Here is a 16,961-nt window from a genome sequence, read left to right as displayed (position 1 = left end):
CCTGAATATACATTTAAATTGGGAGAGAAGTTTAACACCTCTGGAAAAGTAAGTTACCGATTCTTTATCGATCGATACGCTTTCTGGATAGCAAGATTTTTCCGAAGACTCTTCTTGCAAGACCATATCAGAAGCTTCGTGTTTCCATGGATCGATTATTCATAAAACAAGCGGATCCGATAAATTCGGTTAGCCGTAAGGCACTGCAAGAGATTTATAGGGGAAGACATTGTAAAAGCTGCAGTCTTTAATTCATCGAGATCTTTCCGAATGGTTAAAAAAATTATTCTGGATCTTGAGATTATGAAGTCACAAATCATCTGCTTTCGACTTGCGCAATAGTTTCTGCAACACGACAAATTCCTTGCTTTTCATACGTAGAATGAGACTGGACCAAAGCATTCTTTGCAGACTCTTTCGCTGCGGATCAGAAAGAATCCTTTGGGGTTGTTGAATGCATGCGATCAAATACCCTTTGACCAAATAATATGCGCCAAGAAGAATCGGAGGCTTGAATAGATCATGCAAAGTTTTGAGCATGAAACAAGGGGATCGTATCTAATAAATAGCAACCGGCCCCATGATTCACGCGGCCCTTTTTTAGCGAGCCTTGCCACCGACTTTGCGGCACATTAAGTAGTTGATGTCTGTAAAAGTGCAGGTCAACCATCCTGAACTGATGGCCTTGATGTTGTCCGCTGTATGTCAGCCCTAGGGGCTTTCTGGAATGCCGCCCATCTCTTCGTAGCATTGGAGGTTGTAAATCTTGAATTGTCCGTGTGTGTGCCATGAGGGGCTCAATTCATATATTTTCTGCCATTTTCGAAATAATATAAGGTACCTGAAACTATACCAACGTGTTGGCCTTCGATGCGGGTAGCGATTCTTTCAATTAAATTGTGTCGAAGCACAGATCGGCATCAAGTTTGATAATCCAATCATAGTCTAGGTCCTGTTGATCCAGTATTTGCTTGCCTTGGTTGAATAGACGCACCACGTGACCCCGAGCGAATAGAAATTGTCTGATTGGGCGGTGTGATGTTTGAGCACCGGATTTTGAATTTGCATGCTCCTAACAATATTGGGAGTATTGTCCGTGGACCCATCATCCATGACGAGTACGCATTTCGGAGGGATGGTTTGGCCCACTATTGATTCGAGAGTGTTGCGTATAGAGTCCTGCTCATTCTTGGCTGGAATTACCACAACATATTTCATAGCAACGCCTTAACTTGGTAAGCCATCGTTTCGTATAGGTTTCCTACTGAATGGTATGGAACCCTTGCGTACTGTGGTAATGTAATGTTCAATTTTGGGGATTTTCTCACGTTGCCGAATAGTTTTGCATTCTGCATGACCTGCCCGCGCTAACCGCATATTATAGCGGCATGCGATAATTCTCCTACGCTTCGTTGGTCAAGTGGATTATTAGGTGAATATCGACAACTGTTTCATCCTTGGCATCGGGGCAACGCAGCGGTACCAATTTCCTCGCGAGGTGCTTCAACTCCACCCCGATTGTGCTCATCCCGGGCCAATATGGGAGGATTTCCTAGTGCACCATTCCGATTGCTCGAGGATTACGTCAACACGCTCTATTCTACTTGGGTGAGCAGTTGGCGGGTCAACGAGGTGGTCGGGCCGCCAGATCAGCTATGGAAGTGTATCGAGCGGTCTGGCTGAGTTTTGCACAGGCAACTTCCCGCATCGAACACGGATGCCGAGATGGCCGGCCAAGGCGGTGGGGGGTGGTGCATTCCGCGTACAAGTTGTTTGCGTCAAGACTCCGAGCGTGCGCAATCTGCATAATTTTACTAAGCTGTTTCTTCTGCATCACTAATCTTGGTCATTCGCGATGGCCGCTCAGTGGTCGAATCGAGGGTGAAGTCTTTCGATTGGAATTATGAGGTGGCGATGAGAGACTGGGCATGGCCGCCAGGGAAATCGAAGGTTTCGGGCGCCAGGCAGCGGCTTGGGCAGAAATTCCGGTCGTCAGCTATGAGGAACTCTACGGAGACCTGCGGTTCAACATTGAGCTATGTTTTCTCTTTTCTGAACCTTTCCCCGGTATCGTACGATTTTTCCGCGGCGATCGGATGGGGGTTACCGGCTCTTCGGAGTTAAAGAAGAAAGCTGGTAGCAGTGTGCATTGGAATACGGTTGAGAAAAGCGCCGATTTCAATCCTCTGGAGCGATTTGCAACTGGCCGCAAGCCGTCAGCGTCGGATTTGACTGGATTGCCGGTGAGGCGCAAGTATTGTTGGGCTATGAAACCCGTTTCCCAGCACACTGGATTGTTCTATCGCCTAGACAACCATCTGCTGGATGCCACGTTCCATATCCGGGTATCTCCTTGGTATTTCAAAAGGAATTCCAAGAATTCTTGGCCAGTTGAAAAGGAAAAATGTTTTTTGATTTGAGTTTCGGTGATCGCGTCAGTCTGTTCTGGGATCGCGCGACTGATCATGGCGGATATTCTTCTTTCCAGCACCGCATTGTAAAAGCCCAAGCGTCCTCAAAGGTGCCAGTCCCAGCATAGGCGTCCAGTAATCTCTCGAAAAAGAAAACACCTAACATCAACAGTTTCAGTAGGAGATATCGAATTGCGCAATAATGCTTATGAGCAAACAATAGTTTGCCAATCGTCATCATCACAGCGCGATTCCTTGATCCATTAAAACTGGTTCCTTCGTTATGCACCAATTTCGGTCCATCGACGATGACGCGTTTATATCCAAGCAGCATCATTCCGATACTGCAAGTCCATCTCTTCGGCATACATGAAATAGGCGCTATCAAATGTGCCAGCAGCTTCAAGCGCGCTCCTCGATAGAAACAAGTCCGCGCCTGTTACATCAGTCGACTGAGACCATACCTCGATTGCCAAAGTCCGTCTCATTGATTTCCCGAAAAGACCCTTTGGCCGGATGCCTAAAAGCCTGTTTCCGATTCCTGAGATGAGTGCCCTGTCTCCTCACCAAAATTTAAGAACTGCCCATAAGAAATAGCAGGCCTTCCACTGGAATCTGTGAGGAGGCATCCCGCTGCGCCAATGCTCGTTACTCGAATACGTTTCCATAACAGAGAACAATGTCGCGATTACGTTGTTGAGCAATATGGCATCTGGATTCAATAGGAATAGGTGTTGGCCTGGCTATTGCGAACCAACGTTGCACGCCGCCCAAATCCAACGTGGTCTCATTTTGTATAAAAATGGCACCCAGGAAACTCTGCCGTTGCCATCTCAGGAGAACGATCGCTGGATGCGTTGTCACAGCAATCACTTCGAATGAAACGCCAGCGGTCTGCTTGTAATGCTATCAAGGCAAATTCTCGGACAATTTCGCGTGTTATAGCTAACGACAATCACCGAAACATCCAACGACTTTTCCGCTTTCATTAAGTCTTTTCACCAATTAACCGACGTCCCGACGTCCCTCCGCCTTGAGTAGCGGTATTGTTTGGAGTCCTCCGGGCATTGTGCGCCTTGTCGGCCAGTTGCTGCATAAACGGCAGGCGGTAGCCCACCGAGGATTTCTTCGGTCGCTCTTCGTTGTATTCGCGGCGCCAGCGCTCGATCTCTCGCGTCAGGCCGAAGCTGATGAACCAGTGCTCGTTCAGGCATTCGTCTCGGAACCGCCCATTGAATGACTCCACGTAGGCGTTTTGATTCGGCTTGCCCGGCTCGATCAGTTTGAGCGACACCCCGTTTCGATGGGCCCAGGTCAGCATCGCCTTCCCGGTGAACTCCTTCCCGTTGTCCGAACGAATCACCGCCGGTTTGCCGCGCTGGGCGCAGATGCCATCGAGTAGCCGCGTCAGGTGATCACCACCAATGCTGTGCTCTGGCATGATCGCAACCGACTCGTGCGTCGCGTCGTCTACGACTACCAGGCGCTAGTTCTCGTCCCGATCCACGCGATCAAATGCGAAATCCACTGGACCAAATCTCGTTGGCCGCCCCTGGGCGAATCAGCGGTTGCCGGTCTGTCACCGGGATCTTCTTGCGCCGTCGACGCTTAACTTGCAGCGCTTCGGGGAATACAGCCGCTCAACACGTTTGTGATTGACCAACTCGCCCGCTTGGCGAAGCTTCAGGTAGATCATTTCGGCTCCATAGCGCCGGTGTCGCTGCGCTAGCTGGACAATTGCGTTGACTACGATGTACGACCGGGCGCAGCTGTTGCCCAGCGCTCGCGCTCATGTTCCACCACGCAACGCGTGACGCTCCGTCAGCCCCCTGCCCAGTGAACCACCGCACCAACTCTCGCCTCGCCGGTGCGGTCACCACTTTTTTCGCAAGGCCTCGCGGGTCACCTCCATCTCGAGCATCGATTCGGCCAACAACTTCTTCAACCGGGCATTCTCGGCCTCAAGCGCCTTCAGCCGCTTGGCATCGGAGACGTCCATGCCGCCGAACTTGCTGCGCCACAGGTAGTAGCTCGCCTCCGAGAACCCGTGCCGCCGACACAACTCCTTCACCGGAACCTGGTATCGCATTCCTTCAGGAAACCGATGATCTGTTCTTCTGTAAACCGCTGCCGTCTCCCAACCTCCTCGCCGGGGTTAGACTCTAAACCGTTTCGCTACTCAAAGTTGGGGGGACGTCGAGTATAGGTGCTCATACGAAATCTACTTTTAAGAAATGCGCCAACATATCGATCATCACTCCAATGCAGAAAGTGGCCGTGGCCGCATAACTCCACTTCTGTCGGCAGCTAAAAAGAGGGGATTACCGGCAGATCACACTCCCGAAAATTTCCACTGACAATAGCAGCTATATCAATCAGAATCTCAGTTGAAAAGAAATATAGAGGCGGTATTTGATGCGCGCATTGATAATTGACCTGAACAATTTTGCGCTTTACCCGTCGATAGCCGTCGGATATCTCGCGGCAAACCTGCGACGGGCAAACATAGAAGTCGACGTCATGGCGCCAATGTCCAATGGCGTAAAAGGTGTATCTCGAGAACCTGTGCCGCCGGCGTGGGGATGGATTGATCAGGCCATACGTTACGGTACAGGTGTCTCAAGAAATAGCACTATTCGTTCGATCCGTAAGCGATTTGCCGCCAGAATGTCGTCTCAGTTGTATCGCTCCAAAGTTCCAATGGTTGAAGAGTTCACCCGTAGACTCGACGAGAAGAGCTATGACGTAGTTCTGATTTCAACCTATCTTATGTATTTCGAACACTGCTTTGCGCTTGGTGAAGTTTGCCATGATCGGAAAGTTGCGCTTGTGCTCGGAGGTCCCTACTTTTCGGTCGGCGATGTCGCTCGAGAATGGATGGATATCCCTGGGCTTACTGCACTTGTGGGCGGAGAGGTTGATCTTCATCTCGATGAGATCCTGAAGACCGCTGTAGCTGGCGGTTCATTCGAGCATATTCCCGGTGTTTGGAATCGTGATCGCAAAACACCTTTGACATCTCCCCCCCTGACCGACTTGGATAGCGTCGCATTTCCAGACTATACCGATTTTCCATGGCACCTGTATCCGAACAGGATCGGTACTGGATGAGATTGCTCGTCAGGCCAGCATTCATGATTCTTCGCTATTCGTATTCACTGACCTCAAGCTGAACTCTGACCTGCAAATTTGGCATGCAATCATCGGCGAAATGCAGCGGATAGTTCCCGGAGCCCGCTGGATCGGATCCGTACATGTCGGAAATAGAAGTTCGGAAGGACTGAGCCTGCGAGAGCTGCAACTAGCTCGAAAATCGGGCATGGTGCGGTTGACTACTGGCATGGAATCGGGAGCAAGGGTACTATCCAAAATGGCGAAAGGTACTGATCCCGACACGACAAGCCGATTCCTTTTGGATGCACGAACTGCCGGTATCAGCGTACGTATTACATTGATTATTGGATATCCTGGAGAAAATTCAGATGATGTAAATGAGACCAGTTCTTTTTTGGAAAACATGAATGTTGCTTGGAGCGCATTAATCTAAACCCGCTTTCAGATCATGTCAGGAACGTATTTTGGAGAGCGATTAATTCGGCGTCCCGATAAATATCCTGAAATAATAGACGTCGAGTCGGACCATCGGTACGCTCAAGTTGAGCACCACAACACGGGCATCGACAGTTCTGGATACCGTCGCGCGGTTTTGCGATTGCTTCGCATCGTGAATCGCATCAACCGACGCCAATTAACTGAGGCCGCGCGATCGTTTGAAGGCGTGATGTAAATATTCGTTTGATCAACACGCCGTGAGTTCCTTGTCCTCAGTGCTTGTAAACATGCGTGAGGGTTGACATCACACTCTCCCAACTGAATTGCTTTGAATATTCAATTATCGCTTCTCGCGAATAGGCACCGTGGTTGGCGCGGAACTGCTCGATCGCGCTGGCAAGCGCCCGGCTGCTCTTTTCCTCGACGACCAGGCCGACTCCTTCTCCGATATAGTCCCGTACCGAGCCCACATCGAAGGATATCAGGGGCAAACCAAAACGCAGCGACAGGAACACCAGCCCGCTCTGGTCGATATGCCGGTACGGCATGACCAGGCAATCGCAGGCTCGGAAATACGTCGCGATATCCTTGTCCGCGATCCAGTCGAGCATGTCGCTGATGCGTGATTTCGACGGGTGGCGTCGATCAATTGGCGGATTTCGGCTCCGTAGGCTTCGCTTATCGGTGCACCGGCTATCACCAGATGATATGGCGCCCCGAGTTCTTTGAAGGCTTCGAGCAGCGTATCCAGCCCCTTGTACGGGGCAATTCGGCCAAAAAAGAGCAGTGCAAGTGCGTTTTGGGGTATGGCGAGCGCTTCCCTGCACTGCTTCATGCTCCAGCCATGGTCCGGCACGGCGTCATTCAGGCCGTGCTCGAGTATCTGGATTCGGTCGGCGTTGATATTGAACTGGCTGATCAGTTCATCGCGCATTTTGGCCGTATGGACGACCAGCACATGCGGAATGCGATATATCACCCCGTACAGGAATCGGTTCCACGCCGTGTGGCGGTCATGGGGAAGGATATTGTGGACTGTCAGCACGTATCGCTTCGACAACAACCGAAAGACCAGGCCCTCGACAAGCCCGGTAAGCAGTTCATGCCGCAGCAGGCCGATGATATGGATATTCGAGTTGAAATGAATGATCGGCAACACGAGCAGCGAGAGGTGATATTTGAGAAAGCGTGCGGCTTTGCGCAACTTCGAATAGCGCTCCCCGGTATTCTGACCGAGATCGAACGAGCGGATCGCCGGGTCGAGACTGCTGGAGTCGAGCGTGCTCGAGCGCACCAGTAGTACCTCGATGCCGGTTTGCGCGAGCCCGTTCGCAAATCCGATCGTGTAATGCTCCTGGAAGCCGTGCGACACGACCAGTACTTTCATTCGGCGACGCCTCCAGCGGCCATACCTTCGATAGCAATGACCCTTGGATCCTGCGGGCATGCCGTAGGTCTCGGCAATCCGAGTCTGTTGCGAAGGGCTGATGTTATACTAATCTGATTCAGCAGATCAGCATCCGGAACCCGCCGAAAATCATGTACGAAGCATTCTACGGGCTCAATCGCAAGCCGTTTTCGCTGACCCCGGACCCCGATTTTCTGTATCTTGGCAAGCAGCACGCCGTGGCGATGGCGATGCTCGAGTACGGCTTGACCAACCAGGCGGGGTTTACCCTGATCACCGGGGAGATCGGTGCCGGCAAGACGACGATGATCCGCTACCTCCTGAAGCACATCACGCAGGATTGCACGGTCGGGGTCATTACCAATACCCATCAGAAATTCGGCGACCTGCTGTCCTGGATCCTGTGGGCCTTTGGCCTGGATACGGGAGACAAGGACAAGGTCACCATGTACGAGCGCCTGGTGGACTTCGTTGCCCAGCAGCATGCCAATGGTTCGCGCGTGGTGCTGATCGTCGACGAAGCCCAGAACATGGATACCTGGACGCTGGAGGAGTTGCGCCTGCTCAGCAACATCAACATCACCGAGCAGGTGATGCTGCAGCTGATTCTGGTCGGCCAGCCGGAACTGAGCGATATTCTCGCCAGCAACGAACTGCGGCAGCTGGCCCAGCGGATTTCGGTCGAGCACCATGTCAACGCCCTCGATTTCAATGAAACGCGCAATTACATCAATCATCGTGTGACCGTCGCGGGCGGCAAGGTCGAACTCTTCGATCGCTACGCGCTGGCGGCCATCGATTACTACTGCCGCGGCATCCCGCGCAGCATCAACAACATCTGCGATATGTGCCTGGTCTATGGCTTTGCCGAAGAGCAAACCCTGATAACGGTGGACCTGGTGCTCGATGTGATCCGCGCCAAGCGCATCATTCGCCAGCTGATCGCAGCGGCCAAACCGGATACCGACCGGGAGCGGTTGCGGGAGATGGTGCTCGAAATCAAGGGTGTCGATATCGCGATGCCCGAGCTTGCCGGTTCCTGATCCGTTTCGGGCCAAAGCCGATGAAGGAGATTTTCTGGCTGCTAGGTTTGCCCGTCGATGTGCTGACGCTCGATGAGGCGGTGGGCCGGGTCAGGAGCGGCCGCGATCGTCTGGTGGTCAATTTTCTTGCCGGGCGCGCCAATCGCGCACCGCAGATTATGCAGCGCCTGGGCCTGGAGGCTCTGGCGAATTCGGGAAGAGCCGGCGTTGTGGAAGCGCTACCTGTTCGATGGCTTGTTGCTGGGACGATTGTTCGTCTGCTCCGTGGTGCCGCTGTTGTGCTGCGGCTGTGGACCAAGGCGTGCTCGGCGTGGAAGCCATGGCTTCCACGCCCGCACGCGCGTTTGCGCCTGAGCGGCCGCCTGGATCGCGACAGCTTGCCGCAACTGCGGGAATCCCTGGGCGAGCTGACTGCAGGTTCACGCCTGGAGATCGATGTGAGCGGGCTCGAGTACATCGATGCCAGTGCCATGGGCTATTTATATGCGCTTCGCTTTCGGCACCCTCGCGAATTCGGATCTCGTGTACGCCCGCGGCCCGGCGACCTTCCATTGGCATCGGGCAGGTGTCTGCTCGGGCGACCGCCGGGTAGCAAGTCTTGATGCGGGCCGCGGGCATCGTCTATACTTTGCGCCGATACTCCAGCGATCAGCGGTCGGGGCTCAATAATGAACATTCCTGACCGTTCGCTCTCATGATTTCACCGGACCGATGGTCCTGCGCTCAGGCCGAGTGATGAGCATTCTGCAGCTTGCACAAAAGGAACTGCGCCGGCGACGCCTGTCCACGGTGGTCGCGTTTTGTGTCACCAGCCTGCTGTTGCTCGTTGCCGCCGCCCTGTATCCGCGCAATTACACTTCCAGCGCCGAAATGCGCTTCGAAGTCGCGCCACCGCTGCTCGAGGAGGTGAGCAACCGGGTGCGCGAGTACCTGGGTTCCAACGTCAATGTCCCGGATGGGCAGTTGGTGACGAATCTTTCCGGGGCGCTGCTGCACGCCGATTTGTCCGCCTCGTCTGCCCAGCAGGCGTTTGCCGGCATGAACACGCTGCTGGTGGGTTTGATTCGCGATGAAACCGAGCTTTTGCGCAGCGGCCTGCGCGCCAAGGAACAGGATTTGCTCACCGATCTGCGCGAGTCGGAAAAGCGCCTGGCCGATGCCGAGCAAAGGCTGAACACGGCAATCGCGGAATTGCCCGAGGGCGGCGAGTCGGCGCATGGGGCAAGGCTCGGCCAGCTCCAGGGCGAGATGGATACACTGGCGCTGGAGATCCGCGAGAACAACGATCTGCAGAAGCTGCTGGGCGCGCGGCTGGAGGATGTTCGCAAGCAGCAGGCGGCATTGCGGCCTGCGCTTGACGCACCCGGAGCCATCGAGCGGAAAATCGTGACACTGCGCGCGCAGCTGACGGCATTGCGGGCAGGCGGGAGCCCTGACGTGGGGCGAGTGGAGAGCATGGAGGCGGAAATCGGGCGGCTCGATGTCGAGCTGGCGGCAGCACAGGACGAGCGCGCGCGGGTCCAGGCGCGTATCGAGCGCGAGCTCAAGCCGCAGCAGGCCGAGATCGACGCGCGCCTGGTTTCGCTGCGAAACGAGTTGTCGGTCAGGGAGAAGCGGCGCACGGACCTGACCGCCATGCTCTCCACGGCCCGCTCCGAGACCGCGGGTCTGCAGCAGACCAACCAGCAGATCCGGACGCTGCAGAATGAATACGATACCTCGGCAGCTCTCGCTCAACAGTTGAAGGTGCGGCTCCAGGAGGCGCGCATGGAGCTGGAGATGCGCACCACTCCTGCGCAGCTGCCCTTTCAGATCGTGACGCCACCGGTCATGCCCGGGCGCCCGGACGGTTTGCCGGCTTGGGCGTTTGTACTGGCGGCGCTGGTGGGCGGGTTGTTCGTGGCCCTGATACGTTTGCTGGGCGCCATTCTGGTGGATGACAAGGTGCGCGCACCGGGTGCGATCGTGACCGATGTGGAGGTCGCCGTGCTGGCGTTGATCCCGGCGTACCACCCGCCCCAGGCGGCGGGCGAGGTGCGCTGGCGCGTCATGCTGGTGGCATTGCTGGTCGCGTGTACGCTGATCGCGCATATTGGATTCACGGTGGTGTTCGGATGAGTCCCGCGGACATGCATGGCCCCCGCAATGAATTGGAAGGCGGCACGCGCGCCCGCATCACCGAGATGGCGGATATTCCCCGGCTGGCGCCGGCGGAGCTCGACCGGCTGCAGATCGTTCATCCCCTGATGCCGGACACCGCGGTACTCGAGTCATTCCAGGGTTTGCTCGGAAAATTGCTCGAGCGTGCCGACCGCAAGAATTTTGTTGTTGGTGTGACCTCCATTACCCCGGGGGGTGGTGCCAGCTTCGTCAGCCTGAACCTGGCCGCCACGGTCGCGCTCGATCACCACCGCACGGCCTTGCTGGTCGAGGCCGGTCCGGGCAACCCGACGATCCAGCAGTTGCTGATGCTGCCTCCCGATTACGGGCTCACGGAGTACCTGCAGGATCCGGCGATCGATATCGAAGGCATCATCTATTCGTCGCGCATTCCGCGTTTGCGCGTCATTCCCTATGGCAAGGCGTTCGCGGAAACGCGCCTGCTCAATTCCGCCGGGATGCAGCACCTGTTGCAGGCGGCGCGCTCGCGCTACAGCGACCGTTACGTGATCGTGGATGTTCCTCCCTCGACGCAGCCGGATACCGCACGCGCGCTCTCACGCTGGTGCGATTTCATGGTGCTGGTGGTTCCCTACGGCGAGGTGAGCATCAGCCAGGTACGCGATGCGGCAGACGCCATCGGCCGCGACAAGCTGGCGGGAGTCGTGATCAATCGCGATCCGGCTCCCTGATCACTCGGGCGATTCGATCCCGTATTTGTTCATCAGGTCATACAGCGTGGGCCGGGTGATGCCGAGCAGTTTGGCGGCGTTTGAAATATTGCCGCCCGAAAACGAGATGGCCCGCACGATTGCCGTGGTCTCGGCGTCCTGGCGTACTTCGCGCAGGTTCAGCGGCATGTCGGCCATTTCGCCGCTGGCGGTCAGGCCCAGGTCTTCGGGAGTAACCAGCTTGTTTTCGGCCATGATCACCGCCCGCTTGATGCGATTCTGCATCTCCCGGATATTGCCTGGCCAGGGGTACTCCTCCACGGCCGCCGCCGCGTCGGTCGTGAGTCCGCCGACCTTCGGGTTGTGTTCCTTTGCAAACAATGTGAGCAGGTGGCGCGCCAGCAGGATCCGGTCGCCGAGGCGCTCGCGCAGCGGCGGGATGTCGATCACGATCTCGCTGATGCGGTAGTACAGATCTTCGCGGAAGGTCCCTTCGCTCACCATTTGCTGCAGGTTCCTGTTGGTGGCGCACACCACCCGCACATCGACCGGGATCTCTTCGCGGCCACCCACGCGCTCGATCACCCGCTGCTGCAGGAAGCGCAGCATCTTGGACTGGAGCGCGAGCGGCATATCGCCGATTTCGTCCAGGAACAGGGTGCCGTTGACGGCCGACTCCACCTTGCCGAGGTGCGCTTGTGTGCGCCGGTGAACGCTCCCTTCTCGTAACCGAACAGTTCGCTTTCCATCAGCGTTTCCCGGTACCGCGGCGCAGTTGATGGCCACGAATGCCTGCCCGGCGCGTGGACTCAGATCGTGAATGGCGCGGGCAAACACTTCCTTGCCGGTGCCGCTTTCGCCAAGCAGCAGGCAGGTGACGCTGATCGGAGCCACCTTCTCTACCATGCGACAGATCGCAAGCATGCGCGGGTCGGCGGCGATCACGCCATCGAGCGGCGAGCGATGGGTTTCGCTGAGCTTGCGGTTCTGTTCCTCGAGCGCGTGGATGTGGTAGGCGCGCTGCACGATCAGATCGAGCACGTCGGTATCGACCGGTTTCTCGTAAAAATCGCAGGCACCCAGTTCGATGGCACGCAGCGCGTTGCGTGTCTCGTGATGCCCGGTGACAACGATGATCTTCGTGGTCGGCTTGATGCTGAGGATCTCCTGCACGCACCGGAAACCCTCCTCGACGCCTTCCTCGTCGGGCGGCAGGCCGAGATCCTGCAATACCACCGCGGGTTCCGCACGGCGGACCTCGGCCAGCGCGGATTCGCGATCGCGTGCCTGCAATACCTCATATCCCTCGAAGTGCCAGCGCAACTGGCGTTGCAGTCCCTCGTCGTCCTCGACGATAAGCAGCGTGCGTGCGGTTTCGTTCTTGCTCATCGGCGGCTGAATCCCTGCTCGGCGGTATCGGTGGCGATCGTGTCGGCCAGTGGAATGGTGATGCGGAACGTCGTGCCGGTGCCCGGTGTGCTCTGCACCTTGATGTCACCCCCGATATTATGGATGAATTCACGCGCCTGGTAGGCACCAATGCCCATGCCCTTGCCGGCCTTTGTGCTCTCGAAGGGCCGGAACAGCCGGTTGCGCAGGAAATCAGGATCCATTCCACTGCCGTTGTCCTCGATTTCGAGCAGCGCGAATTCTCCCTGGCGGCTCAGGATCACATCGACGAATCCGTCATCGCGGGTGGCTTCCTGGGCGTTCTTGATGAGATGACTCATGACCATGATCAGGTGATCGCGGTCACTGAGTACGCGCAGTTCACGATCATCGATGCGCAGCGCGGGCTTTGGCTTGAGCGATTCGCATTTGCGCATGACCTCGATCAGGACGTCCTGCAGCGCGACCGGGCGCCGTTCCGCGGGTTCTTTCTGTTGCAGCTTGCCGAGCAGCGAGCTCATCCGGGCCACCGAGTTCTGGATGGTTTCGATCGCATCCTCGACGAACGCGGGATTCTCCTTGTGCTTGGCCGCGTTTTTCACCACCAGTTCCTGCTGCGCGATCAGGTTTTTCAGGTCGTGCATGATGAATGCGGTCAGCTGATGGTAGGTGTCGAACTGGCGTGCGCTCGCGAGCTGCTCGGCCGATTGGTAGCGCGCCACGTTGCTGGCGACCTCGCGCGCGGCAGCTTTCATGATGTCGAGGTCTTCCCAGGTGAGCTTCGTGAAGCCGAGCGAGCGCTGCAGACCGACAAAGCCGATCAGCGCTTCCTCGTCCAGCAGCGGGACCACGACGGCGATATCCGCAACGTTCGGGATCCATGAGGGCAGGGGCGGCAGATCGAGAGCGCGGTGCGAGCGAACCCCGATCTCGAATATCCACTCCTGTGCCAGGCGTTTGCAGAACGGCGAGTCGATGGACTCCCGGCAGTCATCCGGCAATCTGACCCGGAAGGTCGCGGTGGGCACGAAACTTTCCTCCTGTGCGAGCCAGATAAGGCCGCCGGGAGACTTGTAGAGATCGGCCAGCACGCGGATCGCCCTCACGTACAGGTGTTCCTGGCTGTCCCTGCCGCTGAGTTGCGCGATCAGGTGCAGCCACTCCTTGCGATAGTCGTAGCGCAGGGCAAAGAAATTCTTGGAGATATACACGCGCAGCTGGTCGCGCGCACGCTGCGACAATGCGGTGATTGCCACCAGCATTATCGCGCCGAAGAACAGCATCAGTTCGAAAACGGTGCCCCAGGTGCCGCCGTATTTGCGGATTGCGTAACCGACCGCCGAAATCGTCAGCAGGAACAGCCCCGCGGCGGTCAGGCTGGTGGTGTAGAACACCACGTTGCGTGAAACCGAAATCAGCTGGTTCGGTCTGCTGCGCCCGACCGCGAACGCGACGAAAAACGAGACCAGCGCATTGATGCCGCCGCGCGCGCTCCACTGGTCGAGATCGAGGCGTTCGAAAATCAGCGTGTCGGCGTAAAGATAAAGATCGTATACCGCCGTCACGCCCAGTCCGATGCAGGCATAGCGCAGCACCGCCAGCGAGGTGTCGGTATTGCGGAATACCTGCTCGATCGCGATCAGCAATCCGAGCGCGACAAAGATCCCGACCCAGGCACGCTGGATCGTCAAGTAATCCGGGCTCGGGAACGCGATCAGGGCCGGGTAGCCGAGTGCGATCGCCAGCGGCATCGCGATCGCGAGTGCCAGGGTGGTGCTCATGGCGGCGCGGGTGATGCCGCTGCCCACGACGGTTTTCATGATGTGCTGAAGGCAGTAGATGATTACCACGGCCCGGAACAGTTCCACCAGGATCAGCGCGCCTTGCGGAATCGCCTGCACGCTGTCCCAGGAAAGGGTCGCCTGCCAGATCGCAAGGCCCGTGACGCACGCCACGCCGGAAAGGGCATCGAGGATCTTGTGCCGGTAGCGGTAGAACGCCAGTGCCGCGAACAGATAGCCCGCCGCGCCCGCGCCAAACAGGATCGTGCTGTTGTTCACGGTACCAGGTCCGGTTCAGGTATCGCCGGCCATCTTGCGCAGGTTCGACGAGATGCGCTCGATGGTGCGATCAAACAGCGGCGTGTCTTCGATGATGCGCGCGTGCCCCATCTGCATATCGTAGGCAAACGCCTTGCGTGGCTTTTCGTATACCTGCACGCCCACGCGATTCACGAACAGGAAGGTGCGGGTTTCGTCGATGCGCGAGGAAAGCTTGCAGCGCCGCGTCGCGCCGCGACGCAGATCGTCGTAGAGCAGCCAGGTGCCGATCGGCACGTCATCGACACGTTTCAGGAATTCGTACATCAGCGCTTCGTACTTGACCTTCTGGCGCTCGACGGCCGTCATCTCCTTCCAGGATTTTTCCTCGTCCGATCGCTGCGGCGTGATCTGTTCCTGCTGCGAGGGCGTAAGCGGCTCCAGCGGCAGCGGCGTGCTGTCCGGCGTGAGAAGTTTGCGCTGTACTTCGCGTATCACTTCCAGGCGCGCCCGCGCATCATCGGCATGGCTGCGGGTCTTCTCGAGGCCGGCGGCCATGCGGCGGTCGAGATCGGGCAGCAGGCGCTCGAGCCGTACGCGTGATTTCTCGTCTTCATGGGGCTGCACCGACCACACGAGGTCATCCACCGTCTGCACCGCATCGATCCACTCGGCGCTGTCCTTGCCCTGCCTGAGGTAAACGAGTTGCAGGAACTGCTGCCAGTCCTCGACCAGGAAGCTGGTGATTTCGGTCGGCAATTGCTTGCCTTCCAGGCGCTCGTGCAGCACGTGCCGCACCATGTCGCGTGCCTTGGTGGTGCGCGCGTCGGCGGCGGCTTTCTCGGCCGTGCGTTTTTCCACCTTGGCCACGCGCTGTTCGTTGCGCTCGATGAAGCCCATCAGGTCGGACAGGCATTTCTCGAATATGCCGCTCTGGTCATCCGCGCTCTGCAGCACCTGTTCCACCAGCTCCGTCAGCCGGATGAACAATGCATCCTGGGTATCCTTGCTGCTGGATTCCCAGCCGATGCTGGTGCGTGCAATCTCGTTGATGAGCTGGCGCGCGGGATGTTTGCGGTCGGTGAAAAACGAGCGGTCCTTCAGCGCGACCTTGAGTATCGGCAGTTGCAAGCGGCTCACCAGTGCCTGGATCTCGATCGGCAGGTTGCGGTCATCGAGGATGATGTCGAAAAACATCGCAACGACATTGATGATGTCCTCATCCGCCCGCCCGACACTGACCTGGCCGCGCGAGCTCATGATCGAATCGATGGCCTGGCGTATGTCTATCGGCTGGGTCACGCCGTCGCTGTTCTGCTGTGCCGGTTGCAGCTGCATTTCCGAGAGCATCGACACCAGCTCGTCGCGCTCCAGTGGCGGACCCGCGGTGCCGGCCGGCGGAAAGTTGGGGAACATCGGCATGCGCACGCCATTGCTGCGCAGGCGCCCGAGCAGGTGCGCCAGCTCCTGCATTTCGGGGCTTGATACGGGAATTCCTCCCGCGCTCTCGTCGTTCGGCGCCGGCGCAGCGGGAGACGCGGCGGCCGGTGTCGCCGGGAGATCGTACTTTTTCGCCTTGCGCGGACTCAGCGGCGAAAGATTCGGCAGGATGTGGGCGTCGATCAGGACCTGGTTGGCGCGGTGGTAGAGATCGGCAATGAGCCGCAGCACGTCGCGATCGAACTGCTTGTAGAGGAGCTTGAGGATCTTGAGCTCGATATCCGCGTGTTCGCACGCGCTGACGAAGGCGGCCGTGATCTGGCCGGGGTCGAACGGATTGGCGTGCAGTTCAAAACGCTTGGACGTGATCTGCAGCATGCGTTCGTGCAGTTGGTAGAGTTCCGCCTGGAAGTCGAGCCGTGCGTTCGACACCATGTCGGTAACGAGTACGTCCTTTTCGACCTGGTCCTGGGTGATCAGCTCGAGGTCTTCGGGTCGGGGCGCCTGGTGCTTGTCCTGGCCTTTGGCGGGTTTGCGCGCATTGCGATCGATGGTGGCGAAGTTGTTGGCCACGATCTGGCCCACATCGGCAATGATGGCGCTCTTGCGCAGCCTGATCTCGCGCAGCGATTCGAAATAGAGGTTCTGATCCTGGTTGCTCTTGGCGCGACTGGCGAGGTCGAAAAACAGATCGTCGCAGGCATTGAACATGGATTCGAGGTGGCTGGTGAGTGCCACGACGGTGATTCTGGACAGCATGCCCAGCAGTGAAGACGGCGATGCCTGGGGTAGTTCGGGTTTGCTTTGCTCGATACTCATCCGATCGATTTTCTCACAGTATCAGCTGC

General features: G+C 57.3%; 11 protein-coding genes and 2 pseudogenes. 6 read left to right on the top strand and 7 right to left on the bottom strand.

The features are described 5' to 3' along the window. Positions 1–945: 945 nt before the first annotated feature. On the bottom strand, positions 946–1,218 hold the full coding sequence (locus IPF49_21305) for a glycosyltransferase (protein ID MBK6290125.1): 273 nt from the start codon (positions 1,216–1,218) through the stop codon (positions 946–948). Between the two features lie 710 nt (positions 1,219–1,928). Between IPF49_21305 and IPF49_21300 the strand changes: the two genes are divergently transcribed. After that, the gene (locus tag IPF49_21300; protein ID MBK6290124.1) at positions 1,929–2,420 is read left to right on the top strand and encodes a hypothetical protein; all 492 of its coding nucleotides are present in this window, start codon (positions 1,929–1,931) and stop codon (positions 2,418–2,420) included. Between the two features lie 43 nt (positions 2,421–2,463). Here the strand turns inward: IPF49_21300 and IPF49_21295 are convergent, their stop codons facing one another. Next, positions 2,464–2,817, bottom strand: a complete 354-nt coding sequence (locus IPF49_21295) for a hypothetical protein (protein ID MBK6290123.1) — start codon at positions 2,815–2,817, stop codon at positions 2,464–2,466. A gap of 685 nt (positions 2,818–3,502) precedes the next feature. Then, positions 3,503–4,520: pseudogene (locus tag IPF49_21290) on the bottom strand (IS3 family transposase). A 306-nt stretch (positions 4,521–4,826) separates the two neighbouring features. Between IPF49_21290 and IPF49_21285 the strand changes: the two are divergent. Further along, complete coding sequence (locus IPF49_21285; protein MBK6290122.1) at positions 4,827–5,522, top strand: hypothetical protein; 696 nt, start codon at positions 4,827–4,829, stop codon at positions 5,520–5,522. Between the two features lie 922 nt (positions 5,523–6,444). Here the strand turns inward: IPF49_21285 and IPF49_21280 are convergent. After that, positions 6,445–7,350, bottom strand: a complete 906-nt coding sequence (locus tag IPF49_21280; GenBank protein MBK6290121.1) for a glycosyltransferase family 4 protein — start codon at positions 7,348–7,350, stop codon at positions 6,445–6,447. Between the two features lie 152 nt (positions 7,351–7,502). Here IPF49_21280 and IPF49_21275 point away from each other — a divergent pair, with 152 nt between their 5' ends. From IPF49_21275 to IPF49_21260, 4 genes are all read left to right on the top strand, one after another. After that, positions 7,503–8,414 carry an AAA family ATPase gene (locus tag IPF49_21275; GenBank protein MBK6290120.1) on the top strand — a complete coding sequence of 304 codons (912 nt, stop codon included), beginning with the start codon at positions 7,503–7,505 and terminating at the stop codon, positions 8,412–8,414. A gap of 20 nt (positions 8,415–8,434) precedes the next feature. Beyond that, the gene (locus tag IPF49_21270) at positions 8,435–9,016 is read left to right on the top strand and encodes an STAS domain-containing protein (protein ID MBK6290119.1); all 582 of its coding nucleotides are present in this window, start codon (positions 8,435–8,437) and stop codon (positions 9,014–9,016) included. A 133-nt stretch (positions 9,017–9,149) separates the two neighbouring features. Continuing rightward, positions 9,150–10,532, top strand: a complete 1,383-nt coding sequence (locus tag IPF49_21265; protein ID MBK6290118.1) for a hypothetical protein — start codon at positions 9,150–9,152, stop codon at positions 10,530–10,532. After that, positions 10,529–11,266 (top strand): polysaccharide biosynthesis protein, encoded by a 738-nt coding sequence (locus IPF49_21260; GenBank protein ID MBK6290117.1) that lies wholly within the window; start codon positions 10,529–10,531, stop codon positions 11,264–11,266. Before IPF49_21265 ends, IPF49_21260 begins: the two co-directional genes overlap by 4 nt. Here the strand turns inward: IPF49_21260 and prsR are convergent. From prsR to IPF49_21245, 3 genes and pseudogenes are all read right to left on the bottom strand, one after another. Beyond that, a pseudogene (gene prsR / locus IPF49_21255) lies at positions 11,267–12,634 on the bottom strand (PEP-CTERM-box response regulator transcription factor). After that, complete coding sequence (gene prsK / locus IPF49_21250) at positions 12,631–14,694, bottom strand: PEP-CTERM system histidine kinase PrsK (protein MBK6290116.1); 2,064 nt, start codon at positions 14,692–14,694, stop codon at positions 12,631–12,633. The pseudogene prsR and the gene prsK overlap by 4 nt, the downstream one beginning before the upstream one ends. Positions 14,695–14,709: 15 nt before the next feature. Next, a complete protein-coding gene (locus IPF49_21245) occupies positions 14,710–16,932 on the bottom strand; it encodes a DUF1631 domain-containing protein (protein MBK6290115.1) in 2,223 nt (740 codons plus the stop codon). Positions 16,933–16,961 lie beyond the last annotated feature (29 nt).

Source organism: Gammaproteobacteria bacterium (assembly GCA_016705365.1).
Lineage (GTDB): Bacteria > Pseudomonadota > Gammaproteobacteria > Pseudomonadales > UBA5518 > UBA5518.
The sequence above is the reverse complement of the archived record's forward strand: the minus strand, read 5'-3'. Positions and strand labels throughout refer to the sequence as shown.